The 26283-nt window shown below is 66.4% G+C and carries 25 protein-coding genes and 3 pseudogenes; 6 read left to right on the top strand and 22 right to left on the bottom strand.

Features of this window, described 5'->3' with window-relative positions; translation table 11 throughout:
• Positions 1–234 precede the first annotated feature (234 nt).
• The gene (ctrA, locus tag Q0C57_RS14710; RefSeq protein ID WP_296577187.1) at positions 235–936 is read left to right on the top strand and encodes a response regulator transcription factor CtrA; all 702 of its coding nucleotides are present in this window, start codon (positions 235–237) and stop codon (positions 934–936) included.
• 186 nt (positions 937–1122) lie between these two features.
• On the opposite strand, the gene Q0C57_RS14705 is transcribed toward ctrA, so the two are convergent.
• Positions 1123–1803 (bottom strand): hypothetical protein, encoded by a 681-nt coding sequence (locus Q0C57_RS14705; RefSeq protein ID WP_296577186.1) that lies wholly within the window; start codon positions 1801–1803, stop codon positions 1123–1125.
• 198 nt (positions 1804–2001) lie between these two features.
• Between Q0C57_RS14705 and cysK the strand changes: the two genes are divergently transcribed.
• Positions 2002–2988 (top strand): cysteine synthase A, encoded by a 987-nt coding sequence (cysK, locus tag Q0C57_RS14700; protein WP_296577185.1) that lies wholly within the window; start codon positions 2002–2004, stop codon positions 2986–2988.
• 19 nt (positions 2989–3007) lie between these two features.
• Here the strand turns inward: cysK and Q0C57_RS14695 are convergent, their stop codons facing one another.
• The 3 genes and pseudogenes from Q0C57_RS14695 to Q0C57_RS14685 form a co-directional block, all read right to left on the bottom strand.
• Positions 3008–3622, bottom strand: coding sequence for a hypothetical protein (locus Q0C57_RS14695; RefSeq protein WP_296577184.1), 615 nt, complete (start codon positions 3620–3622; stop codon positions 3008–3010).
• Positions 3623–3727: 105 nt separating this feature from the next.
• On the bottom strand, positions 3728–5635 hold the full coding sequence (locus tag Q0C57_RS14690) for a propionyl-CoA synthetase (RefSeq protein ID WP_296577183.1): 1908 nt from the start codon (positions 5633–5635) through the stop codon (positions 3728–3730).
• Positions 5636–5804: 169 nt separating this feature from the next.
• Positions 5805–7440, bottom strand: a pseudogene (locus Q0C57_RS14685) (acyl-CoA synthetase).
• A 389-nt stretch (positions 7441–7829) separates the two neighbouring features.
• Here Q0C57_RS14685 and Q0C57_RS14680 point away from each other — a divergent pair.
• Entirely contained in the window at positions 7830–8531 is a 702-nt protein-coding gene (locus Q0C57_RS14680) for an outer membrane protein (protein ID WP_296577182.1), read from the top strand.
• A 220-nt stretch (positions 8532–8751) separates the two neighbouring features.
• On the opposite strand, the gene Q0C57_RS14675 is transcribed toward Q0C57_RS14680, so the two are convergent.
• The 8 genes from Q0C57_RS14675 to Q0C57_RS14640 all read right to left on the bottom strand — a co-directional run bounded on the left by Q0C57_RS14675 (position 8752) and on the right by Q0C57_RS14640 (position 16943).
• Positions 8752–9507: a sulfite exporter TauE/SafE family protein gene (locus tag Q0C57_RS14675; protein ID WP_296577181.1), complete on the bottom strand. Its 756-nt coding sequence runs from the start codon at positions 9505–9507 to the stop codon at positions 8752–8754.
• 116 nt (positions 9508–9623) lie between these two features.
• Positions 9624–10502: a protein-glutamate O-methyltransferase CheR gene (locus Q0C57_RS14670; RefSeq protein WP_296577180.1), complete on the bottom strand. Its 879-nt coding sequence runs from the start codon at positions 10500–10502 to the stop codon at positions 9624–9626.
• Complete coding sequence (locus Q0C57_RS14665) at positions 10499–11686, bottom strand: chemotaxis response regulator protein-glutamate methylesterase (RefSeq protein ID WP_296577179.1); 1188 nt, start codon at positions 11684–11686, stop codon at positions 10499–10501. Before Q0C57_RS14665 ends, Q0C57_RS14670 begins: the two co-directional genes overlap by 4 nt.
• A gap of 51 nt (positions 11687–11737) precedes the next feature.
• Entirely contained in the window at positions 11738–12103 is a 366-nt protein-coding gene (locus tag Q0C57_RS14660; RefSeq protein WP_106749052.1) for a PleD family two-component system response regulator, read from the bottom strand.
• 28 nt (positions 12104–12131) lie between these two features.
• Positions 12132–12590, bottom strand: a complete 459-nt coding sequence (locus Q0C57_RS14655; protein WP_296577178.1) for a chemotaxis protein CheW — start codon at positions 12588–12590, stop codon at positions 12132–12134.
• A 24-nt stretch (positions 12591–12614) separates the two neighbouring features.
• Positions 12615–15314 carry a chemotaxis protein CheW gene (locus Q0C57_RS14650; protein ID WP_296577177.1) on the bottom strand — a complete coding sequence of 900 codons (2700 nt, stop codon included), beginning with the start codon at positions 15312–15314 and terminating at the stop codon, positions 12615–12617.
• A gap of 184 nt (positions 15315–15498) precedes the next feature.
• Positions 15499–16155 carry a histidine phosphotransferase ChpT gene (gene chpT, locus Q0C57_RS14645; RefSeq protein WP_296577176.1) on the bottom strand — a complete coding sequence of 219 codons (657 nt, stop codon included), beginning with the start codon at positions 16153–16155 and terminating at the stop codon, positions 15499–15501.
• 89 nt (positions 16156–16244) lie between these two features.
• Entirely contained in the window at positions 16245–16943 is a 699-nt protein-coding gene (locus Q0C57_RS14640) for a cell cycle transcriptional regulator TrcR (protein WP_296577175.1), read from the bottom strand.
• Between the two features lie 320 nt (positions 16944–17263).
• Here Q0C57_RS14640 and rpsU point away from each other — a divergent pair.
• Together rpsU and Q0C57_RS14630 are read left to right on the top strand one after the other, a co-directional pair.
• Positions 17264–17479, top strand: a pseudogene (gene rpsU / locus Q0C57_RS14635) (30S ribosomal protein S21); the annotation flags it as partial.
• Positions 17480–17642: 163 nt separating this feature from the next.
• Positions 17643–18530, top strand: a complete 888-nt coding sequence (locus tag Q0C57_RS14630; protein WP_296577174.1) for a tetratricopeptide repeat protein — start codon at positions 17643–17645, stop codon at positions 18528–18530.
• Positions 18531–18536: 6 nt separating this feature from the next.
• Here the strand turns inward: Q0C57_RS14630 and Q0C57_RS14625 are convergent, their stop codons facing one another.
• From Q0C57_RS14625 to Q0C57_RS14590, 8 genes and pseudogenes are all read right to left on the bottom strand, one after another.
• Positions 18537–19016 carry a GNAT family N-acetyltransferase gene (locus Q0C57_RS14625; RefSeq protein WP_296577173.1) on the bottom strand — a complete coding sequence of 160 codons (480 nt, stop codon included), beginning with the start codon at positions 19014–19016 and terminating at the stop codon, positions 18537–18539.
• A complete protein-coding gene (locus tag Q0C57_RS14620) occupies positions 19013–19303 on the bottom strand; it encodes a DUF3303 family protein (RefSeq protein WP_296577172.1) in 291 nt (96 codons plus the stop codon). Before Q0C57_RS14620 ends, Q0C57_RS14625 begins: the two co-directional genes overlap by 4 nt.
• Before the next feature lie 89 nt (positions 19304–19392).
• Entirely contained in the window at positions 19393–20796 is a 1404-nt protein-coding gene (locus tag Q0C57_RS14615; RefSeq protein WP_296577171.1) for an NAD(P)(+) transhydrogenase (Re/Si-specific) subunit beta, read from the bottom strand.
• Between the two features lie 4 nt (positions 20797–20800).
• Entirely contained in the window at positions 20801–21283 is a 483-nt protein-coding gene (locus Q0C57_RS14610) for a proton-translocating transhydrogenase family protein (protein WP_296577170.1), read from the bottom strand.
• 15 nt (positions 21284–21298) lie between these two features.
• Positions 21299–22519, bottom strand: a complete 1221-nt coding sequence (locus tag Q0C57_RS14605; protein WP_296577169.1) for a Re/Si-specific NAD(P)(+) transhydrogenase subunit alpha — start codon at positions 22517–22519, stop codon at positions 21299–21301.
• A gap of 117 nt (positions 22520–22636) precedes the next feature.
• A pseudogene (locus Q0C57_RS14600) lies at positions 22637–22768 on the bottom strand (aa3-type cytochrome c oxidase subunit IV); the annotation flags it as partial.
• Between the two features lie 94 nt (positions 22769–22862).
• A complete protein-coding gene (locus Q0C57_RS14595; protein ID WP_296577237.1) occupies positions 22863–23450 on the bottom strand; it encodes a DUF1036 domain-containing protein in 588 nt (195 codons plus the stop codon).
• A gap of 129 nt (positions 23451–23579) precedes the next feature.
• Complete coding sequence (locus Q0C57_RS14590) at positions 23580–24470, bottom strand: DMT family transporter (protein ID WP_296577168.1); 891 nt, start codon at positions 24468–24470, stop codon at positions 23580–23582.
• A gap of 140 nt (positions 24471–24610) precedes the next feature.
• Between Q0C57_RS14590 and Q0C57_RS14585 the strand changes: the two genes are divergently transcribed.
• A complete protein-coding gene (locus Q0C57_RS14585; protein ID WP_296577167.1) occupies positions 24611–24856 on the top strand; it encodes a DUF2312 domain-containing protein in 246 nt (81 codons plus the stop codon).
• A 12-nt stretch (positions 24857–24868) separates the two neighbouring features.
• Here the strand turns inward: Q0C57_RS14585 and Q0C57_RS14580 are convergent, their stop codons facing one another.
• Both Q0C57_RS14580 and Q0C57_RS14575 read right to left on the bottom strand, forming a co-directional pair.
• Positions 24869–25735 (bottom strand): DMT family transporter, encoded by an 867-nt coding sequence (locus Q0C57_RS14580; protein ID WP_296577166.1) that lies wholly within the window; start codon positions 25733–25735, stop codon positions 24869–24871.
• 225 nt (positions 25736–25960) lie between these two features.
• Positions 25961–26283: hypothetical protein (locus Q0C57_RS14575; protein ID WP_296577165.1), on the bottom strand; the 323-nt coding region annotated here is incomplete at its 5' end.

Here is a 26283-nt window from a genome sequence, read left to right as displayed (position 1 = left end):
CGAAATGGTCGATTCGGCAGAGGGTTGGAGTGAGTCGCAGAAATATTTTGCGAGGACTCTTGCCCCTGCGAATCACAGTTTGTTAACCATTGGGGCGTAACGTCGAATCAGTGAACGGGGACGGATCCCAATCGCCATCCGCGCGGCGGCGGAGGCATGGGATCGCTATGCCGAACGGCTGTTTCGTCATCGGTGGCGGAATGGCCGGTTTAGGGTCAGCGGAAGGGGATGGGCATGCGCGTTCTGTTGATCGAAGATGACAGCGCCACTGCGAAGAGCATCGAGCTGATGCTCAAGTCCGAGAGCTTCAACGTCTATACGACGGACCTCGGCGAGGAAGGGATCGACCTCGGCAAGCTCTACGATTACGACATCATTCTTCTCGACCTGAACCTGCCCGACATGTCGGGCTACGAAGTGCTGAAGTCGCTTCGCGTGGCCAAGGTCAAGACGCCCATCCTGATCCTCTCCGGCCTGGCCGGCATCGAGGACAAGGTCCGCGGCCTCGGCTTCGGCGCCGATGACTATCTGACCAAGCCCTTCCACAAGGACGAGCTCGTCGCCCGCATCCATGCCATCGTGCGCCGCTCGAAGGGCCACGCCCAGTCGGTCATCACCACCGGCGACCTCCTGGTCAATCTCGACCAGAAGACGGTTGAAGTGTCGGGCCAGCGTGTCCACCTCACCGGCAAGGAGTACCAGATGCTGGAGCTCCTTTCGCTGCGCAAGGGCACGACCCTGACCAAGGAAATGTTCCTGAACCATCTCTATGGCGGCATGGACGAGCCCGAGCTGAAGATCATCGACGTCTTCATCTGCAAGCTGCGCAAGAAGCTCGCCAATGCCTCCGACGGCAAGAACTACATCGAGACCGTCTGGGGCCGCGGTTATGTGCTGCGCGAGCCGACCGAAGCCGAGGAACGCATCCCGGCCTGACCCTTGCCGGCAACAATTTCGCCGCAACTGCGTCACATGGCCGTCACGGCCGGATGGGTAATGGCATCCCAATAGTCTGGCGAGTACGGATGAAATGCCGTCAGACGACGAGGGCCCCGCCGGGAAACCGCGCGGGGCTTTTTGTCGTTTGGCGCGACGCCAGATGCTTGCCCCCGTCCGCTGATCTCAGCGGGCTGGAATGCTCCATGTCGTGCCGCCCTGGGGCGAGGGCTGGAACTGCACGCGGATCTCGGCGGCGACGCCACATTGCATGACCGACCAGTTCTCCGCCCAGCGGCCGGACGCCGGCGGCGGGTCGGCGAGCATCCGCACATTGCTCACCACCGGCGGCTGGGCGCAGCCGGCCGGAGCTGTCCGCTGCGCCGCCCCGGCGATGCCCACCATCAGGTCGCGCTGCAGCAGCGGGTCCGTGTTGGAGGTGCCGGGCGCCATTTCCATGACGCGGACGGTGTCGCCTTCCAGCACCATCAGGAAATTGCGCGTGGCCACAGGTTGGCACTGCACGGCAAAGCGTTCAATCCAGGCGGCGCGGCCCGCGACTCCGCGCCAGGGAAACACGGTGACCAGAACCGCAGCGGGCCGCTCCGGACAGGTGAAGCCGGGAATGCGCGCGGCGCTGGCCTGGAGCGCCTGAAGCCTCTGGCCGGTCAGTTGATTGGAAAAAACCCGGGCGGCGATCGCAGGCCCATAGGTCTGGCTGAGAGCTGCGGGATCGGCGCGGATATAGGCTGGCCGCTCCTGCGCCAGGGCCGGTCCGGCCGCCCCCGCCATCAGGCTGGCCATCAAACCGAGCCCGACCGCCAGTCCGAAGCCCGGGCACAGGCGCTGCCCTTTTGTCACGGTCATGCCAGTTCATCCTCCCAAAAGTGGCGCAGGGCCGCGGTAATGCCACCTGCCGTCAGGCGTCGACAGGCAACAGAATTCTCCGAGAAAGCCAAAAGACGGGACCATTGGCCTTATTTTGCGCGCTTCGGCACCGATTGTAGAATGTTGCATCGTCCAAGCACATGATGAGCACCCTCTGTTTCACCTTGGGTGTCCGCCATGACAGCGCATGTTTCCCCTGCTTCACGCTCCGCTTCCGGAAAGCCGGGACGGGGCCGGATCTACAATTCCATCACCGAGACGGTCGGTGACACGCCCTTGGTCCGGCTGGACAAGCTCGCCAGAGCCCACGGCTCCCTCGCCACGATCCTGGCTAAGCTCGAATTCTTTAACCCCATTGCCTCGGTGAAGGACCGCATCGGTGTGGCGATGATCGATGCGATGGAAGCCTCCGGACTGCTCACCGACAAGACCGTCCTGATTGAGCCGACCTCCGGCAATACCGGTATCGCACTCGCTTTTGTTGCCGCGGCACGTGGCATCCGGCTGATCCTGGTCATGCCGGAGACCATGTCGGTCGAACGGCGCAAGATGCTCGCCCTTCTTGGCGCCGAACTCGTGCTGACGGAAGGCGCCAAGGGCATGAAGGGCGCCGTCGCCAGGGCCGAGGAACTGGCGGCGGCAAACCCCCACGCCATCATCCCGCAGCAGTTCATGAACCCTGCCAATCCGGCGGTCCATCGCCACACGACGGCCGAGGAGATTTGGAACGACACGGCCGGCGCGGTCGACGTCTTCGTCTCGGGCGTCGGCACCGGCGGCACGATCACCGGCGTCGGCCACGTGCTGAAGGACCGCAAGCCGGGGGTCAGGGTGATCGCCGTCGAGCCCGCGGACTCGCCCGTTCTCTCCGGCGGCCCGCCGGGGCCTCACAAGATTCAGGGCATCGGCGCCGGCTTCGTGCCCGATGTGCTGGACCGCAGCATCATCGACGAGGTGGTTCAGGTCTCGAACGACCAGGCCTTCGCGCTGGCCCGCGAACTCGCCCGCACCGAGGGCATCCCCACCGGCATCTCGGCCGGAGCCGCCGTCCATGCCGCGCTGGAGATCGGCAAGCGCACCGAAAATGCCGGCAAGACCATCGTGGTGATCATCCCGAGCTTCGCCGAGCGCTACCTGTCCACCGCCCTCTTCGACGGGCTCTGAACGTCGGCAGTCAAACCGGCTACTCGGTCGGCAGGCCGAAGGGCAGCGAATCCAGCACGCCGCCGGGCGGCAGGACCTGTTCAAGCCGCCAGCGCCCCTGCGCCCTCTGGACCATCCGGAAGACGACGGGCGCCCGGTAGGCCGGCAGCGGGACGGAGAACTCGACTCGGCCATCGGCCAGCTGGTTGCGTGTGCCGACGCGAGGCACATTGGCCGGCGACAGGTCTTCCGGCAAGCCCGCGAGATTGAGCGGCATGATGTCCAGCCGGCGCGCCACCGCCATGGCATGGGCGAAGATGAAGCTCAGGTCCGTCTGGTCCATTTGGGCCGGCGAGGGGATCATCTCGGCGGCATGCATCAGGGCGCTCTCGGCTTTGACCCTTGCCACCCTGCGCATGTCGAACCGTGACAGGTGGGTGTAGAAGGCCGACTGGCTAGCCGGCGCCAGGATCCAGAATGCGGTGACAAAGTCCCCGCGGCGATAAGCCGACAGGAACGTCCTGAGCGCCGCTTCCGCGGATTGGAGGTCGAGCCGGTCAAAGGCGTGGCTCCCCGAGGAAGGCGCCGTCCGCGTCACCGGCTGGGCCGCGACGGGCGTGGCGAGCGCCGCCAGAGCCGCGACGAGGCAGGCCAAGCCCGTCCTGTGCAAAGACCACCGCATGCAACCCTCCGATTCGGATGCCGCCGAGGGTGCCGCAGCGTCGGCTCTTTGTCATGTGTGCCGCTACAACTGGCGCGATCAGCGCCTGTCCTTCAAAGCCTCCGCGATCTCGGACAGGACGGCGGGATCATCGATCGTCGCGGGCATCGACCACTCGCCGCCATCGGCGATCTTCTTCATCGTGCCACGCAGGATCTTCCCCGACCGCGTCTTCGGCAGACGCGAGACGGCGATGGCGAGCTTGAAGGCCGCCACAGGGCCGATCTTCTCGCGCACCAGCGCCACGAGCTCCTTCTCCACCTCGTCCGGCCGCTTGTTGACCCCCGCCTTGAGCACGACGAAACCGCAGGGCACCTCGCCCTTGAGCTGGTCGGCCATGCCGATCACGGCGCATTCCGCGACGTCGGGATGGGAGGACAGCACCTCCTCCATGCCGCCGGTCGACAGGCGGTGGCCAGCGACGTTGATGATGTCGTCGGTACGGCCCATGATGTAGAGATAGCCGTCATCGTCGACGAACCCGGCATCCGATGTCGAATAGAAGCCCGGGAACTGCGCCAGATAACTCTCGCGGAACCGCTCATCCTGCTGCCACAGTGTCGGAAAAGCGCCGGGCGGCAGCGGCAGCTTCACCACGATCGATCCCATCGTATTGGCCGGCAGGTCGTGCCCGGCCTCGTCGACGATGCGCACGTCGTAGCCCGGCATGGGCACGGTCGGTGAACCCGGCTTCACCGGCAGGGCACCGAGCCCGACCGGATTGCCCGCGATGCACCAGCCCGTCTCGGTCTGCCACCAGTGATCGATGACCGGCACGCCGAGGATGGTCTCGGCCCAGACGACCGTGTCCGGGTCGGCGCGCTCGCCGGCGAGAAACAGCGTGCGGAAGGTCGGCAGTTGATAGCGCTTCAGATGGTCCGCCTTGGGGTCTTCCTTCTTGATGGCGCGGAAGGCCGTCGGCGCCGTGAACAGCGCGTTGACGCCGTGCTCGGCGATGACCCGCCAATAGGCACCGGGATCGGGCGTGCCGACGGGCTTGCCCTCGTAGAGGATCGACGTGACCCCGGCGATCAGCGGCGCATAGACGATATAGGAATGGCCGACGACCCAGCCTACGTCGGACGCGGCCCAGAACACCTCGCCCGGACGCATGCCGTAGAGATTGGTCATCGACCAGGCGAGCGCGACCATATGCCCGCCATTGTCGCCCACCACGCCCTTCGGCTTGCCGGTCGTGCCCGAGGTGTAGAGGACATAGAGCGGATCGGTGGCGGCCACGGGTACGCAATCGGCCTGCCGGCCGGCGGCGCGGGCGCGCTCGACGAGCCCTGCCCAGTCATGGTCGCGCCCGGCCACCAGCAACGCCTCGGCCTGCGGCCGCTGCAGGATGATACAGGCCTCGGGCTTGGCCAGGGACAGGTCGATGGCGCCGTCCAGCAACGGCTTGTAGGCGATGACCTTCGACCCCTCGATGCCGCACGAGGCCGAGACGATGACCTTCGGATGACAGTCGTCGATGCGGGTGGCGAGTTCCTTTGCCGCGAAGCCGCCGAAGACCACCGAATGGATCGCGCCGATGCGGGCGCAGGCGAGCATGGCGACGGCCGCTTCCGGCACCATCGGCATATAGACGATGACACGGTCGCCCTTGCCGACGCCGAGGTCCTGAAGCACGGCGGCGAAGGTCGCCACCTCCTCCTTCAACGCGGCATAGGTGATGCGGCGCTGAGTCCCGGTGACGGGTGAATCGTAGATGATGGCGGCCTGATCGGGCCGCGCCGCGGCGTGGCGGTCGACCGCGTTGAAGCAGGTGTTGCAGACTGCGCCGGCGAACCAGCGGCCATAGGTGCCCTGCCCCGGGTCGAAGACGGTCCGGGGTGGCGTGATCCAGTCGATTGCGGCGGCCTGTTCGGCCCAGAAGCCGATGGGCTCGGCCTTCCAGGCAGCATAGACCTCGCCATAGCGGGAAGGTGCTCGGGCATCCATGGGGCGTCTCCTCGCCTGGGAGGCGGCCTTGCCCGGACAGGGGATCCGCGCCGGCCGCCATTCTTCTCGGGGGCTGGCGCATTTGCCACCCGGACCGCCCCGGACGCAACAGCGTCACCCCCGATCGATGGATACAGGTCACGCCAGACTTTCGTCGCAGGGTCAGCGCCTATCGTGGTTGCAGCGCGCCGCCCGAACTGGCCTTCGCTAGTTCGCGCAACACGAATTTCTGGATCTTGCCGGTGCTGGTCTTCGGCAGTTCGGTGAAGACCACCGTTCGCGGGCATTTGAAAGCCGCGAGATTCTGCCGGCACCAGGCCATGATCTCCTCGGCCGTGGCACTCATGCCCGGCTTCAACTCGACAAAGGCACAGGGCGTCTCGCCCCACTTGTCATCGGGCTTGGCGACCACCGCCGCCGCCTGCACGGCCGGATGCTTGAACAGCACGTCCTCCACCTCGATGGAGGAGATGTTCTCACCGCCGGAGATGATGATGTCCTTGGAGCGGTCCTTCAACTGGATATAGCCGTCGGGATAGAGGACACCGAGGTCGCCGGAATGGAACCAGCCGCCGGCAAAGGCCTCATCCGAGGCCTTGGGGTTCTTCAGGTAGCCCTTCATCACCACATTGCCCCGCATCATCACCTCGCCGAGCGTGGCCCCGTCGGCAGGCACGGGCTGCATCGTCTCCGGGTTCATCACGGTCATGCCTTCGAGCACGGTATAGGGCACGCCCTGCCGCGCCTTCTTGGCGGCATAGTCGGCGCTCGACAGCGCGTCCCAATCACGGTTCCAGTCGTTGATGACGGAGGGCCCGTAGGTCTCGGTCAGGCCATAGAGATGGGTTACGTCGAATCCGGCCGCCTTCATCGCCGCCAGCACCGCCTCGGGCGGCGGCGCGGCCGCCGTGAAGAACGAGATGATGCGGCCGGTTTCGCGCTTGTCCTCCGCCGGAGCGTTGAGGAGCAGGCTCATGACGATGGGCGCGCCGCACAGATGCGTCACGCCGTGGTGAGCGATCGCATCGTACATGGCCTTGGCCCGCACCCAGCGCAGGCAGACATGGGTACCCGCCACAGCAGAGATGGACCAGGGGAAGCACCAGCCGTTGCAATGGAACATCGGCAGGGTCCACAGATAAACCGGATGCTTGGCCATGCCGCAGGTGACGATGTTGCCGATGCCGAGCAGATAGGCACCGCGGTGGTGATAGACGACGCCCTTGGGATTACCGGTCGTGCCCGAGGTATAATTGAGGGCGATGGCGTCCCACTCGTCAGCCGGCCGCTCCCAGGCATAGGTGGGATCGCCGCCGGCGAGGAACTCCTCGTACTCGACCGATCCGATCCTCTCGCCCGGCCCTTCATATTCCGGATCGTCGTAGTCGATGACCAGCGGCTTCACCGCGGCGAGGGCCAGGGCCTCCTGCGCGAGCTTCGAGAACTCCCGGTCGACGATGAAGACCTTGGCCTCGCCGTGGTCGAGCGAGAAGGCGATGATGGGCGCGTCGAGGCGCGTGTTCAGCGTGTTGAGCACCGCGCCGCACATCGGGACGCCGTAATGGCACTCGAGCATGGCCGGCGTGTTGGCGCAGATGACGGCCACCGTATCGTCCTTGCCGACTCCCGCCCGGGCCAGTGCCGAGGCGAGGCGACGAGAACGCGCATAGAAGTCCCGGTAGGACCGGCGGATGCGCCCGTGGATGATCGGGGAAAACCCGTGCCGCACGCTCCAGAAAGGTGATCGGCGTCAGCGGCTGGTAGTTCGCCGGGTTCTTGTCGAGGTCGCGATCATAGGCGCTCATGGCGGCGTCCTGGGCTGAGAGGCGTTTCCAGCGCAGACGGTAGGCGTCGACCGCGGGGGGTTCAACGCCCAACCGATTCTCCACGTCTTTTCACCGTAAACGCCTGTGCTTTACAGCTATTGCACGTTAACCCATCATGATACCGTCTCCCCCTGGGTGACCTGTGGCGACAAGAACACAGTGCCCCCACGCAAATGGGCCTTGGCGCGGGAACTGCTCCCGATCACAGCCTTGGGAGTTGATTAGTAACCAATCCCCTGTATCCCGGTCGCATCGTTAGAAGCGGTTCTGCGGTGAAGCAGGGGGTTGCCGGGGAACCGTCGGAAACGGCATCGAGAGTCTTGGCGGTGGTTCGCCCACGGCCTAATTACGACATAAGGATCTACGCCATGAAGAAATTCCTCCTTGCGAGCGCCGCCATCGCCGCCCTCGCCACCGGCGCCCAGGCCGCCGACCTCGGTGCTCCGCGTGCCCCGATTGCTGCTTCCGTCTACGCCCCGGCCTTTTCCTGGACCGGCTTCTACCTCGGTGGCCATGTCGGTTACGGCTGGGCCCAGGCGCGCTACACGAGCCCGATCGTCGCCAACAACGGCAGCGTCAACGCCAATGGCTTCCTCGGCGGCATTCAGGCCGGTTACAACTGGCAGATGAACAACTTCGTCTTCGGTCTCGAAGCCGATGTTGCCGGCGGCGCCATGAACCGCACCTTCGCACTCGGTGGCGGCAACACCTACCGCGCCTCGGTTCCCTTCCTGTCGACGGTCCGCGCCCGCGCCGGTGTTGCTGCTGACCGCGCCCTGTTCTACGTGACCGGTGGTCTCGGCATTGCCTCGCTGCAGGATCGCTGGGTCATCGGTGGCGTGACGACCAATGCCACGACGACCCGCGCCGGTTACGTCCTGGGTGCCGGCGTCGAGTACGCCTTCACGCCGAACTGGACTGCCAAGGTCGAGTACAACTACTACGGCTTCGGCGACCGCCGGAACCTCGTGACCCCGGGCGATCGTCAGCGCACCGACATCCACACCGTGAAGCTGGGCATCAACTACCTGTTCTCGACCGGCCCGTCGGCTGTGGTCGCCCGTTACTGAGCCTGATCGTTCCGTCCAGGATCATCCGCGAAAGGGCCGCCTTCGGGCGGCCCTTTTTCGTTCTCCCTCGCGTGGGGTCGCCATCGCAGCGAGAACTGACCGGACGCCGAGGACGAGGTGTGGCTCGCCGACGGGAACCGCCATCGTTGCGCATTCGCCCTGCACCCGGGCGGCCTTTCGGAATAACCGCTGCGGCATCAGCCCCGACCAGCGGGATCCCTTACAAGATCGCCCTCACCCCGTCGGCGAGCAGCACACAGCCGACGCCGAAGGTGAGGATGTAGATGATCCGGTAGAACAGGATTGTCGGTACCCGCCTGTCCAGCCAAATCCCGCCCATGTTCGCCAGCACCGCCAGCGGAAACAGCGTGGCCGCGGTGGCGAGGTTGCCGAAGGTCAATTGCCCGAGCGCGATGAAGGGCGTCACCTTGACGAGATTGACCGCCGCGAAGAACAGCGCCGCCGATCCGACGAAGACATCGCGCGAAAGGCCGCGGGGTATGGCGTACATGTTGAACGGCGGACCGCCGACATGGATGACGAAGCTGGTATAGCCAGAGAGCGTGCCGAGAATGGAGCCAGAGAACCAGTTGTGCGGGCGTTTCTCGCCGCCGGCCGGCAGCGGGCGCAGCCAGCGGTCGAGGCAGAATACAACCGCGATGATCCCGACAATGATCCGAACAGCCGGCTCGGATACGTAGGAGGCAAAGACATAGCCGGCGAGGATCCCGGCCAGGGCCCCGGGGGCAAGGTGGATGAGCGTTGCCTTGTCCCAGGTGCGCCGATAGCTCCACACACTGACCACGTCCTGCACCATCAGCACAGGCAGCATGATGGCGGCGGCCTGGATGGGCGAGATCGCCAGCGACAGCAGCGGCATCGACAGGATGGCGACACCGCTGAAGCCGCCTTTCGATAGGCCGAAGAGGATGACCGCCGGCACGGCGACGACATAGAAGAAGGGATCGGTGATCATCGCGCCTGGATGCCTCGGAATGCCGCGGAGTCGCGGCAGAGCCCGTAGCATCTGGATGCATCAAGAAGAAGGGCGCCCGACGGGCGCCCCTGGCTTCTGCGAGACGGTGGACCGGCTCAGAGCGGCCGGCCGCCCGCCATAGCGAAGACCTTGGCTGCAGGCGCTGCCGCAGCCACCGGCGTCTTGACGGCAGGGGCATAGAGGCCACGGCGATCGGCGATCGGCTTGAAGGAATCGGTGAGTCCGACCACCGTTTCGGCGGCGCCGAGCAGCAGGTAGCCATCCGGCGCCGTCAGCTTGGCGGTCCGGTTCAGCACGTCGATCTTGGTCGGCTGGTCGAAATAGATCAGTACGTTGCGGCAATAGACGATGTCGAACTGACCGAGGGCCGAGAAGTCGTTCAGCAGGTTGAGCGTCCGGTAATGCACCATCGACCTGATCTCCGGCGAGATGGTCCACTGGTCGCCATTCTGGACGAAATATTTCAGCAGCATCTGGATCGGCAGGCCGCGCTGGACCTCGAACTGGCTGTAGATGCCCGCCTTGGCGCGCTCCAGCACCTCGCCCGACAGGTCTGTTCCGATGATCTCGAAACGCCAGCCCGCGAGCTGATGGCCCATTTCCTTCAGGATCATGGCCAGCGAATAGGGCTCCTGGCCGGTCGATGCTGCCGCGCACCAGATGCGGACATGCCGCTTGCTCGCACGCGCCTTCAGCATGGCCGGCAGCATGACCTCCTTGAAGTGGTCGAAGGGGGTCTTGTCGCGGAAGAAGAAGCTCTCGTTGGTCGTCATCGCCTCGGTGACCGAGGCGGCGAGCATCTCGGAACCGGGGGCCTTGAGCTTCTGCACAAGGTCGGTAATGCCGTTCATCCCGTGCTTCCGCACGATCGGCATCAGCCGGCTCTCGATGAGATACTGTTTGTCATTGGACAGGACCAGGCCGGAGCGCGCTTTCAGGAACCCGCGCAGGAAGTCGTAATCGAGTGGCGTCACGACCGGTCTCCCGAGAAAATACGCATGATCTTCGGGGCGATCTGGTCGATCGGCAGCACGGCCGAGGCGTGGCCGCCCTGGGCAACGGCCCCCGGCATGCCCCACACGACGCTGGTCGCTTCGTCCTGGGCGATGACGCTACCGCCGGCCGCGACGATGTCGCCGCAGCCATGGGCGCCGTCATGGCCCATGCCGGTGAGCACGCAGCCGAAGGACTGCGCACCCCAGACCTGAGCGACCGAGGCGAAGAGCGGGTCGACGGCGGGCTTGCAGAAATTGACGGGCGGCCCGTCCTCGAGCTGGATGACTGTCGTCCCGCCGGTCTTCTTGACCACCATGTGCTTGCCGCCTGGGGCGACATAGATGCGGCCCGCGACGACCGGCTCGCCGTCGCGTCCCTCGGCCGCGGGACGTCCCGAGGCCTTGGCCGCATGTTCGGCGAGGATGGTGGTGAAGGTCGGCGGCATGTGCTGGGTGATCAGCACCGGCACGCGGTCGATGAACGCGCCGAGAGCCTTGAGCACCGTGGTCAGCGCCTGCGGGCCACCTGTCGACGAACCGATGGCCAGGACCTTCGGCATGGTCGTGCCGAAGGGGCGAATCTTGAAGGTCGGCTCGTTGAAACCGATCGACTGGGGGGCGAGTGCCGGCGCTGCGACACGGCCAGGAGCGGCCGGCGCGCTGCCCGCGGCCGAGGCAGCGCGAAAGACGCGGCCGGCGATCTTGCGGCGACGGCCGAGTGCGCGGACCTTGTCGAGGATCTCACGCTTGAAGGCGGGCGAGGTGGTGACGCCGGCATTGGTCTCCGGCTTCGGCACGTAGTCGGCCGCGCCCAGCGACAGACATTTCAGCGAGATCTCGGCGTTGCGGCGGGTCAGGGTGGACGCCATGAGGACCATGACGTCGCGCTTGGCGGCGATGATCAGCGGCAGCGCCGTCAGGCCGTCCATATCCGGCATCTCGATGTCGAGAATGACGACATCCGGGTTTTTCTTGGCGATGTCCGCGACCGCGTCGCGTCCCGAACGGTGGGAGGCGACCAGCGTCATGTCGGATTCTTCGGCGACCCAGCGGCCGACCAGTCCACGGACGACGACCGCGTCGTCGACCACCATTACCTTGATGGGGTCGCTGGCAGTGGGCACAGCCCCACCGGGGGTGGCCTTGAAGGACACGAGACTCATACGCCGGTACTCGGAACTTACGCGGGACAGGACGGCTTGCGCCGCGATGGATCAGATCAGGCCGACTTCGGCAAACTTCGCTTCGACAATGTCCTTGTCGAAGGGCTTCATGATGTATTCGTTCGCTCCCGCATGCATGGCGCGGGCGATATGGGCGACATCGTTCTCGGTGGTGCAGAACACCACCTTCGGTGCCTGTCCGCCGGGAAGCTTGCGCAGCTCCCTCAGGAACTCGTAACCGTCCATGACCGGCATGTTCCAGTCGAGGAGGATCGCTTCCGGCATGGTGCCGTAGCAGAATTCCAGCGCCTTCTGCCCGTCTTCGGCCTCCTCGATGGCAAAGCCGAGCCCTTCAAGGATACGCCGGGCGACCTTGCGGATCACCGAGCTGTCGTCGACCACCAGACAGGTTTTCATCGGCTTCGGTCCCACGCTTTCGATACGATCATGCAGCCAGTTGTTCGCCGCCCATGGCGAGGACGGAATCGACGTCGAGGATGACCATCAGCTGGCCCTCCAGGCGATGAACGCCTGCCGAAACGCGCGCCCAGCGTGAATCGAGATTGATCGGGTTCTGCTCGCGGCTGTCGGGAGAGAGCTTCAGCACCTCGCCAACCGAGTCGATCAGCAGGCCGTAGCTCTCGCCGCGCGATTCGATGCCGACCGCCATGGCGGGCTTGGCGTCCTTCTCGCGCGCGATCCCGAGGCGGATCCGCATGTCGATGGCTGTGACGATGCGGCCGCGCAGGTTGAGCACGCCGGCAATATCCGGGTGGGAGAGCGGCACGCGTGTCAGCCGGTCGGGCATGAACACGTCCTGCACGCGGGAGATGGGCAGGCCGAACAACTGGCCGCCGATCAGCACGGTCACGTATTCCGTGACGTCGTCGCTGGTGGTCTGCATGGACAGATCCTCACGCAAGATGACTTACGCCGCCTGGGCGATTTCGTTGGAGGTTTCCTTCAGTGCCGCGATGAGGCCCTGACGGTCGAATTTCGCGACATAGTCGTGGAAGCCGGCCACCCGCGCCCGCTCGATGGCGGCCGGGTTGGTCAGCGAGGACAGGGCGATCACCGGGGTGGTGGCGAAGCGCTTGTCGGCGCGCATGGCCTCGGCGAACTCGAAGCCGTTCATCTCCGGCATCTCGATGTCCGAGACGACGACGTCGAACTTGTCGCCACCCTTGAGGATGTCGAGGGCTTCCGAGCCCGCCGCCGCGGTGACGACATCGTAGCCGGCCGCCTTCAGCACGGGGGTGAGCATGTTGCGGAAGAACGGCGAGTCGTCGACGAAGAGCAGCTTGCGGGTCAGCGCCTCGATGCGCATCTCCTTGCGCTTGAACCAGTCCTCGAAGGCCAGCGGCAGGTAGTGTCCGATGTCGAGGATCTCGGTGGCCTGGCCCTTGATGACGGCCGAGCCGAGCAGGCCGGGAACATCGGCCGACACCTCGATGTTGAGCGCGTCCTCGACGATGTCGACGATCTCGTCGACGACGAGGCCCATGGAGCGGCCCGAGTCGGAGAAGACCAGCAGCGGCTGGCTGCCCTCGCTCTTGAGCTCCATATAGCCCGACACCGAGACGAGCGGCATGAGCGCCCCGCGATACTGGACCAGATGGCGCCCGTGGGCCTGCTCGATCTTGTCGACGGCGACCTCTTCAAGGCGGGTGACGAGGGACAGCGGAACCGCCTTCTGCTCGCGCGAGCCGGCGCGGAACACCAGCATCGAGATAAGCTGGCGCTCGTTGCCGCGGCGGGAGTCGGCCTCGGTCTCGTTGACCTCGGTCGATACGTCGGTGCCGATCGCGGAGGCGATGCCGTTCGGGTCGATGATCATGATGACCGATCCGTCGCCGAGGATGGTCGTTCCCGAGAACATCGTGATGTGCCGCAGCTTCGAGGACATCGGCTTCACCACGATTTCCTCGGTGTGGAATACCTGGTCGACGACGATGCCGAAGGTCTGGCTGCCGACCTGGGTCACAACGATGAAGCCGGCCGTCTCGTCCAGGGTCTCGCCGCCGGCGATGCCGAGGAGCTGGCGCAGGTGGACCAGCGGCAGGAGCTTGTTCCGCAGGCGCAGGACGGGAGTGTCCTTGATGCGCTCGATCCGATGCTCGGAGTTCTGCTGGGCGCGGACCAGCTCGATCACCGAGAGTTGCGGGACAGCGAAGCGATCACCGGCGCTCTCGACGATCAGGGCCGAGACGATGGCAAGGGTCAGCGGGATCTTGATGGTGACGGTCGTCCCTTCGCCCGGGACTGACTTCAGGTCGATTGTGCCACCGATCTGGTCGATATTGGTGCGCACCACGTCCATGCCGACGCCGCGGCCGGAGACCGAGGTGACGGCCGCGGCGGTCGAGAAGCCCGGCGCGAAGATGTACTTGTGGATCTGCGCTTCCGTCATTTTTTCGAGCTCGGCCTCGGTGGCGAGGTTCTGCTCGAGGATCTTCTTCTTGATGCGGTCCGTGTTGAGGCCGCGTCCATCGTCGGAGATCGCGATGACGATATGGCCGCCCTCGTGATAGGCGGACAGCTTGATCGTGCCCTTCTCCGGCTTGCCGGCGAGGCGACGCTGCTCGGTGGCCTCGAGGCCGTGATCGGCGGAGTTGCGCACCATGTGGGTGAGCGGGTCCTTGATCAGGTCGAGCACCTGGCGGTCGAGTTCGGTCTCGGCGCCGTGCATCTCCAGGTCGATCTGCTTGCCGAGTTCGTTGCCGAGGTCGCGGACGATGCGCGGCAACTTCTGCCAGGCATTGCCGATCGGCTGCATGCGGGTCTTCATAACGCCGTCCTGCAGCTCGGCCGTGACGTTGGAGAGCCGCTGCAGCGGCACCTTGAATTCCGAATCCTCGTGGCGGCGGACGATTTCCAGGAGCTGATTCCGGGTTAGCACAAGCTCCGAGACCATGGTCATCAGCTGCTCGAGCGTGTCGACATTGACGCGCAGCGTCTGCTGGCCCTTCACGCCCTCGATCTCGTCGTCGCCACCGGCACTGGCGGCCTTGGCAGGGCGGGCAGCGGGCTTCTTGGCCTCCACCTTGGCGGCCTCCGGCGCGACCGGAGGAGCTGCGACTTCGGGGAGCGGCGCCACGGCCACCTCGGCCTCGGTCTCGCGGAAGGCACGCTCCAGCTCGTCAAGCGACACTTCGCCGGGACGCAGCGCACGCTCGAGGGCCTGCTCGGGTGCGGCGGTCGGCGCCGGAGCTGGAGCTTTCTCGGCGACGGGAGCCGCGGCAGGCGCCGCATCAGCGGCGATCGACATCGCCTCCAGCTGCGAGATCAGATCGCCGTCGTCGCCCTCGGGTTCGGCACCGGCGCCTTCGAGATCGCCGAGGATTTCCTTGAGGCGATCGATCGTAAAGAGGATCATGGTGACGCCCTGCCCCGTCACCGGGGAGCCGTCACGATACTTGCCCATCAGCGTCTCGGCGGCGTGGGCCAGAGCTTCGAGCCGCGGCAGGCCGAGGAACCCGCAGGTCCCCTTGATGGTGTGGACGAGGCGGAAGATGTTCCCAAGGATCGCCGCATTATTGGGGTCTTGCTCGAACCGCACGAGCTCGACGTCAACGACATCGAGGCTTTCGTTGGTTTCCGTCAGGAATTCGCGCAGCAGATCATCCATCGTCGCCCAACCTGGACTGTAGAAACTACGGCTTCGCCGACGTTGCGGCTTACCTCATGTTTCCAAGTGTGGGGGAAAAGGGTTAAGCTTTGCTGAAGCGATTTGACCGTGCTGCACCGATCGGAGGGGAAAGAACCGCTTACCTCACAAGGGGTTAATCATTCCACAGGAAGCCATGCCTATTTCAGGAGGCGCTGATCTCGACCCTGTCCTCGATCTTCTCGACCCGGACGGACATCCCTGCGGCACGGGCCAACAGACCGGCGTAATAGGGCTGAATCGCATGGGCATCGATGGTGCCCTGCTCGTTGGCGGGAATGCCGGCGAGCAGTTCATTGGCGTGCGGCGGAATGCGTGCGTTAAGCCCCGTCACCAGGATCGCGAAACCCGCCGTATCGCCTTCGCCGGTCATCTCCACCTTGATGACGCCACCGCGCGGAATGGCGCCGGCCGCGAGCATGAGGAGATTGAGCAGAAGCTTCACCCGGTTCTTCGGCAGAAAGGCCGGCGGAATATGCCAGTCGACCGTCGTGCGGTCGTCATTGAGGAAATTCGTCGCCACCTGATGGGCGTCGCGCGTATCGATGGCCGACCCGGCCGAGCCCGCAGCGCCGAAGGCGATGCGGCAGAACTGCAGGCGGGCCGAGGCCGTCTTGGCACTCTTGCGGATCAGGTCGAGGGCCAGTTCGGTCGTCGCCTGGTCGGCACCGTCTTCCATCAGTTCGAGACCGTTGACAATGGCGCCGACCGGCGAGATCACGTCATGGCAGACACGGCTTGCCACGAGGGCGGCCAGATCGAGCCCTTCGAGCGAGATCGGGCTGCGTGCTGCATCGGCCATGATCGGTCTCCGGAATGCGAATCGGGCGCGCCCCACCACATAGGGACGCCCCCGGTTACAACGTCGGGCGCGTTCGGAAAAGGGACGCGTCAGCCCTGGTCGTCGTCGCGGATCGACTTCAGATTGGCGAAGACCTTTTCAGCGTCGTAGCGCTCTTCGCGCTTCGGCCCATCGTCGCGCTCGAAAGGATCATACTTGGCCGGCGCCGCGGTCGTCTGGTCTGCAGGCAGCAGGGTCTGCTCCGGCGTGGTATCGACGGGCCCGCGCTCCTTGGCAGCGCGATTGACCTCGAGGTCGAGGTCGATCTGCGAGCACAGGCCGAGCGTCACCGGATCCATCGGCGACAGCGTCTGCGAGTTCCAGTGCGTCCGGTCTCGGATCGCCGCGATGGTCGGCTTGGTGGTGCCGACGAGGCGCATGATGGCCGCGTCCTTCACTTCCGGATGGTTGCGCACCAGCCAGAGGATGGCGTTCGGTCGGTCCTGCCGGCGCGAGACCGGCGTATAGCGCGGGCCCTTCTTCGACTTGACCTCGGGCAGCTTGACCTTCGGCGGGGCGAGCTTGAGACGATAGGCCGGATCCTTCTCCGCCTTGGAGATCTCATCGCGGGTCAGTTGCCCGGTGATGATCGGGTCGGCCCCCTTGATGCCCTGGGCCGCCTCGCCGTCGGCGATGGCCTTCACTTCGAGCGGATGCAGGGTGCAGAAGGCGGCGATCTGCTCGAAAGACAGGCCGGTATTGTCGACGAGCCAGACGGCGGTCGCCTTGGGCATGAGAAGCTGGGTCATGGCGTGCCTCGTGAAGATGATCGGGACGAGGACGGCAGCCGCAGCAGGAGCGTGAGGGCTCCCGTGCCCAGGCCCCGAGGGCCCAGGCGAGGCGACCGCCTCGTATCGATCAATGGATCGGGAAATCGCCCCCGATATAGCCGCGCCGCTCCCGCGACGCAAACGAGGACTTCAGAAATCGGCAGAAATCCCGAAAGACCATGGACAGAGCGGACGGTTTCTGTTACGCGCCTAGCTTCTTTGGGCATGAAGCTTCCGCACGGACAGTCCGTGAGGGCTCTGCTTGACCTAGAATCCAGATGGCTTGAAGGATCATCGGCGTGCAGGTTCTTGTTCGCGACAACAATGTCGATCAGGCGCTCAAGGCGCTCAAGAAGAAGATGCAGCGTGAAGGCATCTTCCGCGAAATGAAGCTGCGCGGCCACTTCGAGAAGCCGTCGGAGAAAAAGGCGCGCGAGAAGGCCGAGGCGGTGCGCCGGGCCCGCAAGCTCGCCCGCAAGAAGGCCCAGCGCGAAGGACTGATCCCGGCCAAGCCGGTGAAGGTTCGCGCCGCCCCCGGCGCCCGCTGACAAGACCGACAGGCGACCTCGCCGCATTTTTGACAGGCCCGCGACGAAAGATCATCGCGGGCCGGTTCGATTCCAGCGCCGCATCGTGCGGACCGCCATGCCACTCAGGCCGATGATAGGACGATGGGACATGACATGTTCGGCCCACGCGACGGTCCGCCTGACACCGCGGCTGCTCCTCCTCGCCGCGGGCCTCGCCCTCGCCGGGTGCAGTTCGACGGGTGGCGTGACATCGGTGGGCTCCACCACCGGCGGTGACGACGTCGAATCCAGCTACATCGGCTCGACCGCCAACCTGGCCTCGCTGACCGATGTGGTGCAGCGCAATCCCAACGATCCCCAGGCCTTCAACATGCGCGGCACGGTGCTGGCGCGCACCGGACGCCGCGCCGAGGCGCTGGCCGACTTCTCCCGCGCCATCCAGATCGATCCGAACTACGTGCAGGCCCTGTCGAATCGCGCCCTGGTGCATCGCCAGAGCGGCCGCGCCGACCTCGCGCTCGCCGATTACAACAAGGCCATCGCTGCCGACGCCAATTATGCCGCCGCCTATATCGGCCGCGGCAATGTCTATCGGACGCAGAACCGCCTGGCCGAGGCTCTGGCTGACTATAACCGCGCCATCCAGATCAACGGCTCCAACGCGCAGGCCTATCACAACCGCGCCCTCGTCTGGGCCGCCCAGGGCAATCACCGCCAGGCGGTCGAGGATTTCACCACCGCCCTCGGCCTCGCCCCGAACAATGCCGAGCCCTATTACGGCCGCGGCCTCAGCTATCTCGCCATGAACGAGTACAAGCTCGCCCTCGACGACTTCAACGAGGCGGTGCAGTTCGACCAGCGCAATCCCGATCTCTGGGTGGCGCGCGGACAGGCGCTGGAGCGCACCGGCGACAACGAGCGCGCGCTCGGCTCCTATGCCAAGGCCATCAGCGTCGAGGAGAACCATCCCGGTGGCCGCGAGGGCTTCGCCCGCCTCGGTGGCCGCGCCGGCCAGAGCTACCGCCTGTTCAACTGAGGCGCATCACCCCAGGTCCTTCGCCATTTCGATCGCCGCCGGGCGGAAGCCGAAGCGCTCATAGGCCTTGCGGGCGATGTGATTGCCGACGATGGCACCGATCATCAGGCGCCGGACGCCGTGGCGGCGGGCGAGGCGTTCAGCCTCTTCCAGCAGCGCGGTGCCGATACCCTGCCCCCGGTGGCGCTCGTCGACGACCAGTTCCGACACCCAGCCGACCTGCGCGAACTCCGCCCTGAGATAGGGCGGTGGCCGTTCCAGCACGAAACACATCACGCCGATGACCTCGCGGCCATCGACCGCCACCACGACGGCACCACCGTCGCGGGCGACGCGTGCCAGGTCGAAATCGAGGCAGGCCTCCGCCGCCTTCAGGTCGCGGGCACGGTCGGCGGAAATGCCGTCCTCATAGAGATTGAGCTGGTGGACGAGGCCGATGACGACGGCCCGGTCGCCGGCCGCATAGGGACGGATGACGATGCTCATGGCGCCGGACCGTCGAGATGGGGCGCAGCGACCGCCCGGATCTGGTCGCTCAGCACGACAGGGACCATCTCGAAGCTCCCGCCTGAGCCGCGCCACGACAGCACCCATTCCTGCAGCAGGCGCGCGTCGTCGCAGTCGATCAGCTGGAAACAGCGGTCGAAATTCGGCTCGATCCAGCTGCCGACATCGGTGAGCCCCGCGGGCAGCGAGCGGCCCGTGTCCCGCAGACGCCGATAGAGCGGCACCGGGCCGCAGCCGGCGAAGCGCTCGATGACCATGAACAGCATGGCGTCTCCAAAATAGAAGCGGGGCCAGAAAGACCCCGCTTCAATCCTAGATCACGATGCGCGCCCCCCTCAACCGGAGAGGCGCCCGGTCAATGCCCCAGCGCCTTGACGATGTTCTCCACCATCTTCTTGGCGTCGGCGAGCAACATCATCGTGTTGTCGCGGTAGAAAACGTCGTTGTCGATGCCGGCATAGCCGACGCCGCCCATGCCACGCTTGACGAACAGGATGTTGCCAGCCTTCTCCACGTCGAGGATGGGCATGCCATAGATCGGCGAGGTCTTGTCGGTCTTCGCCGCCGGGTTGGTCACGTCATTGGCGCCGATGACGAAGGCGACGTCGGCCTGGGCGAATTCGGAGTTGATATCCTCGAGCTCGAAGACCTCGTCATAGGGCACGTTGGCCTCGGCGAGGAGCACGTTCATGTGCCCGGGCATGCGGCCGGCCACCGGGTGGATGGCATATTTCACCTCGACGCCCTCCTTCTTCAGGAGGTCGGCCATCTCGCGCAGGGCGTGCTGGGCCTGTGCCACCGCCATGCCGTAGCCCGGCACGATGATGACCTTCTGGGCGTTTTTCATAATATAGGCGGCGTCCTCCGCCGAACCCGCCTTGAAGGGGCGCGCTTCGGCTGATCCGCCCGCCGCCGCATCATCGCCGCCGAAGCCACCGAGAATGACGGAGATGAAGGACCGGTTCATCGCCTTGCACATGATGTAGGACAGGATCGCGCCCGACGAGCCCACCAGGGCGCCGGTGATGATCAGCGCCGTGTTGCCCAGCGTGAAGCCGATGCCCGCCGCCGCCCAGCCCGAATAGGAATTGAGCATCGACACGACGACCGGCATGTCGGCGCCGCCGATCGGGATGATCAGCGTCACGCCGACGACGAAGGCGAGGATCACGATCAGCCAGAAGGCGAGCGTGCTCTCCGTCCGCATGAAGACGATCATCAGCACGATGATGGCCGCGGCCAGGGCAATGTTGATGAGATGGCGCTGCGGCAGCATGATCGGCTTGCCGCTCATCCGCCCGTCGAGCTTCAGGAAGGCGATGACCGAGCCGGTGAAGGTGATCGCGCCGATGGCGGCGCCGAGGCCCATCTCGAACAGCGACAGGCCCTTGATCGCGCCGCGGGCGCCGATGTCGAAAGCCGTCGGCGCATAGAGCGCGGCGGCGGCGACGAAGACAGCGGCGAGACCAACGCCCGAATGGAAGGCGGCCACGAGCTGTGGCATCGACGTCATGGGCACGCGGCGGGCGATGACCGCACCGATGCCGCCGCCGATGCCGAGGCCGGCGAGGACGAGGATCCAGGCGCCGATCCCGGACGGCCGCGCATAGGCGAGCGTCGTCAGCACGGCGATGGTCATGCCGACCATGCCAAAGAGGTTGCCCTGCCGCGAGGAGGCCGGGCTGGACAGGCCCCTGAGGCTCAGAATGAACAGGACGCCGGCGAGGAGATAGAGAAGGGCTGCGAGATTTGCCGACATGGGTTCAGCCCTTGCTCGTCGCCGGCTTGTCCTTCGCCTTGTACATCGCAAGCATGCGCTGTGTGACGAGGAAGCCGCCGAAGATGTTGATCGCTGCGAGCACGAGCCCGATGAAGCCGAAGATCCGCGCCCAGACCGTGCCGGAATCCATCACCTGGACGCCGACGGCGAGCAGCGCACCGACGACGATGACGGAGGAGATGGCATTGGTCACCGACATCAGCGGCGTATGCAGGGCCGGCGTCACCGACCAGACCACGTAATAGCCGACAAAAACCGCAAGGGCGAAGATGGTGAGCCGGAAGACCGTCGGGTCGATGGCCCCGCCCGTCGCGCTGTGCACCGCGGCGCCGGCCACCGTGGCGATCTGGTCGGCCACGGCGGTGGCCTGTTCGGCCGCGAGGCGCGCCTGTTCGGCGGCGATGCGCGCGGCCTCGGCGGCGGCGCGGGCCCGTTCGAGGGCCTGGTCAGGCGTCAGCGTCGTCATTCGTTTCCCCTCGGATCAGGCCTTGGTGGACTTCTTCGGCGCAGGCTTAGCCTTGGCCGGCGCCGTATCCTCGGCCGCCGGTGCTGCGGCGGCGGCCGGCGGCGCTGGCACCACCGACTGGAAATTCGGATGGACCACGGCGCCATCGCGCGTCAGCAGCGTCGCCTTCACCAGCTCGTCCTCCCACGGCACGACCAGCGATTTCGACGCCTTGTCGATCATGATCTCAAGGAAGGAGAAGAGGTTCTTCGCATAGAGCGCCGAGGAGGTCGCCGCGAGGCGTCCGGGCACATTGGCATGGCCGACGATCCTCGCGCCATTGGCAGTGACCACCGTCTCGCCGACCTTGGCACCCTCGACATTGCCGCCCCGCTCGACGGCGAGGTCGACCAGCACAGACCCGGCCTTCATCGAGGCCACCATGGCGGCAGTGACGAGCCGCGGCGCGGCCCGGCCAGGGATCAGCGCCGTGGTGATGACGATGTCCTGCTTGGCAATGTGCTCGGCAACGAGGGCCGCCTGCTTGGCCTGGTACTCGGCCGACATCGGCTTGGCATAGCCTGCCGCCGTCTCGGCCTGCTTGAACTCGTCGTCCATGACGGCGACGAACTTGGCGCCGAGGCTCTCCACCTGCTCCTTGGCGGCAGGCCGCACGTCGGTGGCCGTCACCACCGCGCCGAGGCGGCGGGCCGTGGCAATGGCCTGGAGCCCGGCAACGCCGGCACCCATCACAAAGATCTTCGCGGCCGGGACGGTGCCGGCGGCGGTCATCATCATCGGCAGGGCGCGGCCAAACTCTCCGGCGCCATCGATCACGGCGCGGTAGCCGGCGAGGTTCGCCTGGCTGGACAGCACGTCCATCACCTGGGCGCGGGTGATGCGCGGCATCAGTTCCATGGCGAAGGCGGCGATTCCGGCCTGCGCCATAGCGGCGAGGGCGGCCTCGTTACCATAGGGATCCATGGTGGCGAGCACCACGGCACCGGCCTTGTAGGACGTGAGTTCGGCGGCGCTCGGACGGCGCACCTTGAGTACCACGTCGGCGCCCTTTACCGCATCGGCGGAGAGCGTCGCGCCGACCGCTGCGTAATCCGCGTCGATGATACCGGAATCGAGGCCCGCGCCCGGTTCAACGACCAGCTCTGCCCCCAGCGCCATGAGGCGCTTCACCGTGTCGGGCGTGCCGGCGACGCGCGGCTCGCCGGCCTCCGTCTCCCTGGGGATCGCGATCCGCATAGAATGCTCCTCCGGTCCGCCCTTGTGCCGGGCCGCTCCGAGGGGCGTCATGTCAGTCGTCGCGGCCCCCGTTGCCCCTCGATAACGGGTTTGCGTCACCCGTCAGAGCAGAAAGATTGCCATCAGGATCATGAGGATAACCAGGGAAATCGTCCCCCATTTCGTCAACCCGACGAAGAAGGCATAGGTGCGCTCGTGTTCGGGGTAGTCCATCGGTGCGGTGCCGTCGACTCGCGGTTCGGAGGCCATGGTTCAACTCCTGAAAGCCAGCCCATTCTATCCATGTGGGGTAGCGCATGGATCGTGGTCTTGCAACGCAGACGTGGCGGCTAATTTCGCCGCATCACCGCGGCGCGGTGAAGGCCGGGACGCCGCTCTGGACGCCTGCCCCGGCGCCGCCCGATCCGGCGGGAGCATTGGGCAGCGGCGTGCTGCGCGTTCCCGACGCGGCCGGCGTCGGATCGGGCCGGCGCACCGGACCCGGCGGCGGGACCGGCGCCGCCATGGGCGGGGCCGCCGGCGCCGGACGCTGGCCCTCGTCGGTCAGTTGCACTGTCCATTGCCGCTGGTCTTGCGTATCGACCTCGAAGAAGCCGAGGCGGTCATAGCCGCGGGCCAGGCACTGTTCGATGCCGCGGATGGTGAACTCCTTGTCGCGCGAGCACATGAAGGCCCGGCCTGACCATTCCCCGCCTTGATCGTAGTCGACGGCATAGAGATAGTAGTAGCGGGCGACCAGCGGCCCCCGGAGGATGGTCTCGCAGGAGCGTGCCGGGACGTTCCACCAGCCTTCGGTGGTCCAGCCCTCGCCGTCCTTGTAGCCGATGGCGACGCCCACGCGGCTCTGCGTCGTGTTGCAGAGGCGAAGATCGGCGGCGGCGGGGCTGGTGCCCGACAGCCACGTCGTGCCCGCCAGCAGGCCGGCGAGCATCGCGAATGCGCAGGGGGAGAGACGAGTCATCGGCGCCTTGTCATCCAGCTCTTTGGCTTTTCCTTGATCGCATGGGGCCTGTCAACGAAAGGCCGGGCGGGTGGGGCTATATCCACCGCGCGGCCGCCCTCAGCGCGGCCGTGCCACCCAGATGCCGAGCATGATGGCCGCACCGCCCGCGACCTGGACGAGGCTGATGGCCTCCCCCAGCACGACCCAGGCGAACAGCGCGGCGATGACCGCCTCCAGGAAGATCACCAGGGAGGAAAAGACCGTGGGCAGCGTGCCGAGCGCCACCGACAGCAGCCCCTGCCCTGCCGCATGGGTCAGCATGCCGAGCGCCAGCACCGCCAGCCAGCCCTGGAGGCTCTGCGGCAGGATGCGCGGCTCCAGCATCAGCGCCACGGCGAAGAGGACGAGCGCCGTCACCGCGGTCGATTGCAGGGTCAGCCGTGCCGCGCCATGGGTAAGACGCCCGGCCCGGATGGCGTGGAAATAGAGCCCGAAGAAGATGCCGGTCGTCGCCCCATAGGCATCGCCGATCAGCCGCGAGCGATCGATCTGCAGGCTGTCGCCGACCAGGGCCGCACCGCCGGCGATGCACAGGGCAAGGCCAGACAGCGTCGAGACGGAAATGCGCTCCTTGAACCAGAGCCAGGCGACGAGAATGACCCAGACCGGCGCGGTGGTGGCGAGGAAGGTGGAATTGGCGATCGTCGTGTTGAGGATCGACAGGTGCCAGAAGAACAGGTCACCGGCGAAGAACAGGCCGGCCAGGACGACGGGCACGGTGTAACCGGGGCCCCCGAGCCGGCCACGGTCGGCGATCTTCATCCACAGAAAGAGGATGGGCAGCGCCAGCAGCGCCCGCCAGAAGGCCGAGGCGAAGGGCCCGACATCGGCCAGCCGGACGAAGACGGGCGAGATGCCGAGCGCGAGTGCGCCAGCAAGCAGGGCGATGAAGGCGCCCGCCTTGGAGGCCCGGGGCGCGGGCGTGTCGGGGGTGAGGGAGGATGTCAAAACGCGGGTGTCACGGCCTGGGTTCGCCCGTCGATGCATAGGGGCCGGCGGGCCTGTGGACAAGCGCCGCGCCGCTTGACCCCGCGGTGCGAATTCGCGAACCAGTGCGGCTCCCTTCGCCCTCGCCCCTGGAGCCGCACATGGTCGATACCCAAAGCGTCGCAGCCGATCAGCTCAAGTCCATCATCGAGCGCATCGAGCGCCTCGAGGAAGAGAAGAAGGCACTGTCGGACGACATCAAGGACGTCTATGGCGAGGCCAAGGCCAATGGCTTCGACACCAAGGTGCTGCGCAAGATCATCTCGCTGCGCAAGCAGGACCGCGACGAACGCATGGAGGAAGAGGCGATCCTCGAACTCTACAAGCAGGCGCTCGGCATGGGCTGACGGCCCCCGCTCTCAGGCTCGATTCGTTCCGAACGTCGCAAGCCCTGCCGCGGTGATCACCGCGGCGAAGCCGACATAGTCGAGCAGGCCCGGCCGGTCGCCCACCAGCACCATGGCGCTGGCGACGCCGACGACGGGAATGGCGAAGGTGGTCATCGCGGCCGCTCCCACCGTCAGCCGGTCGAGCAGCGTGAACCACAGCAGATAGGCCAGCGCGGTTGCGCCGATGACATGATAGGCGATGGCGAGGGCCGTCCCCGGAGACAGCCGCGTCGGCAGGACCTCGCCGCTCGCGGCGAAGCCGATGGCGGCGATTCCCGCCGCCAGCAGCAGTTGATAGCCGATCGCCACCATGCGATCGCCGCCAAGCGGCTGGCATTTCAGATAGACCGAGCCGGCCGCCCAGCTGACCGCCGCCACCACCGGAAACAGCACGCCGAGAGGATTGATTGCGCCGGTGAAGATCGGTGACGCCAGCACGCCGATGCCGGCGAGCCCGATCACCAGCGCCGCGATGCGTGCCCGGTCCAGCCTCTCGCCCAACACGCAATAGGCAAGCACGATCGCCCAAAGCGGCGTGGTGAAGGTGAGGATCGCGGCCCGCGACGTCGTCGTGTTCAGCTGGGCGAAGACCACCGCCAGATTGAACACCGTGATGCTGAGGAAGCCGCCCACCACCAGCGGCCCCCAGTCACGCCGCGCGATCCGCAGCGAGCGACCGCCCGCCAGCGCCACCGCGAGCAGGATGAGCCCGCCGGCGCCCATGCCGCCCATGCGCAGCGCGAAGGGCGGCACTTCCGACAGACCGATTTTCACGGCAGGCCAGTTCAGGCCCCAGAGGATCGCCAGAGCCGGCGGAATGAAGCGGATGGGGTCCATGGCGTCCCGTCTCGTCCGCGGCGGCCAGCCGTCCCGGCGCTCCGATCGGAACCGGCCGCAGCGACCGGTGGCGGGACGATGCAACGGATAGGCCGGGCCCACCATGGTCCGGCGCGCAGATCAGGCGCGCGGCGGCCGACGGCGAGCGGTGGGGTCAGCGGGAGGGGGTCAGCGGGAGGGGGTCAGCGGGAGGGGGTCAGCGGGAGGGGGTCAGCGGGCGGGGGGTCAGCGGGAGAGGAAGGCGCCGCGCTGCGGCGTGACGGCAGCAAACTCGATGGTCCGCAGCGTCGAGACAGCCTGGCCGGTGAAGCGCTGGGTCGGGACGGTTGCCGGCGCTGAGGCCGAGAAGGTCATGGCGACGACCTGGACAGGCTGCTGGATCAGCCGCGGGGCCCGCGGATCGGGCGCATGCATGGTGGCGACGACGGCGGCGCGCTCGGTCGTCTGGCGGGCGAAGACGACGGTGCCGCCGGCGCCTTCGGCATTGGGGGCGACCATCGGCGGCGGCGGCGCCTGACGGCCGGCGCGGACCGGCTGGCGGGCGGGGG

Source organism: Phreatobacter sp., assembly GCF_022843985.1.
Classification (GTDB): Bacteria; Pseudomonadota; Alphaproteobacteria; order Rhizobiales; family Phreatobacteraceae; genus Phreatobacter.
Note: the sequence above shows the minus strand (reverse complement) of the source record. Positions and strands in the feature narration are given on the sequence as shown.

Bases quoted from the DNA above. Each gene is read 5' to 3' on its own strand.
- Q0C57_RS14640 (WP_296577175.1), bottom strand. From the start codon at position 16,943: ATGACCCAGCTTCTCATGCCCAAGGCGACCGCCGTCTGGCTCGTCGAC.
- chpT (WP_296577176.1), bottom strand. From the start codon at position 16,155: ATGGCCGATGCAGCACGCAGCCCGATCTCGCTCGAAGGGCTCGATCTG.
- Q0C57_RS14680 (WP_296577182.1), top strand. From the start codon at position 7,830: ATGAAGAAATTCCTCCTTGCGAGCGCCGCCATCGCCGCCCTCGCCACC.
- cysK (WP_296577185.1), top strand. From the start codon at position 2,002: ATGACAGCGCATGTTTCCCCTGCTTCACGCTCCGCTTCCGGAAAGCCG.
- Q0C57_RS14615 (WP_296577171.1), bottom strand. From the start codon at position 20,796: ATGTCGGCAAATCTCGCAGCCCTTCTCTATCTCCTCGCCGGCGTCCTG.
- Q0C57_RS14605 (WP_296577169.1), bottom strand. From the start codon at position 22,519: ATGCGGATCGCGATCCCCAGGGAGACGGAGGCCGGCGAGCCGCGCGTC.
- Q0C57_RS14705 (WP_296577186.1), bottom strand. From the start codon at position 1,803: ATGACCGTGACAAAAGGGCAGCGCCTGTGCCCGGGCTTCGGACTGGCG.
- ctrA (WP_296577187.1), top strand. From the start codon at position 235: ATGCGCGTTCTGTTGATCGAAGATGACAGCGCCACTGCGAAGAGCATC.
- Q0C57_RS14665 (WP_296577179.1), bottom strand. From the start codon at position 11,686: ATGAGTCTCGTGTCCTTCAAGGCCACCCCCGGTGGGGCTGTGCCCACT.
- Q0C57_RS14630 (WP_296577174.1), top strand. From the start codon at position 17,643: ATGACATGTTCGGCCCACGCGACGGTCCGCCTGACACCGCGGCTGCTC.
- Q0C57_RS14655 (WP_296577178.1), bottom strand. From the start codon at position 12,590: ATGCAGACCACCAGCGACGACGTCACGGAATACGTGACCGTGCTGATC.
- Q0C57_RS14690 (WP_296577183.1), bottom strand. From the start codon at position 5,635: ATGGATGCCCGAGCACCTTCCCGCTATGGCGAGGTCTATGCTGCCTGG.
- Q0C57_RS14660 (WP_106749052.1), bottom strand. From the start codon at position 12,103: ATGAAAACCTGTCTGGTGGTCGACGACAGCTCGGTGATCCGCAAGGTC.
- Q0C57_RS14610 (WP_296577170.1), bottom strand. From the start codon at position 21,283: ATGACGACGCTGACGCCTGACCAGGCCCTCGAACGGGCCCGCGCCGCC.
- Q0C57_RS14585 (WP_296577167.1), top strand. From the start codon at position 24,611: ATGGTCGATACCCAAAGCGTCGCAGCCGATCAGCTCAAGTCCATCATC.
- Q0C57_RS14580 (WP_296577166.1), bottom strand. From the start codon at position 25,735: ATGGACCCCATCCGCTTCATTCCGCCGGCTCTGGCGATCCTCTGGGGC.
- Q0C57_RS14620 (WP_296577172.1), bottom strand. From the start codon at position 19,303: ATGCTGTTCATGGTCATCGAGCGCTTCGCCGGCTGCGGCCCGGTGCCG.
- Q0C57_RS14625 (WP_296577173.1), bottom strand. From the start codon at position 19,016: ATGAGCATCGTCATCCGTCCCTATGCGGCCGGCGACCGGGCCGTCGTC.
- Q0C57_RS14675 (WP_296577181.1), bottom strand. From the start codon at position 9,507: ATGATCACCGATCCCTTCTTCTATGTCGTCGCCGTGCCGGCGGTCATC.
- Q0C57_RS14650 (WP_296577177.1), bottom strand. From the start codon at position 15,314: ATGGATGATCTGCTGCGCGAATTCCTGACGGAAACCAACGAAAGCCTC.
- Q0C57_RS14595 (WP_296577237.1), bottom strand. From the start codon at position 23,450: ATGCTCGCCGGCCTGCTGGCGGGCACGACGTGGCTGTCGGGCACCAGC.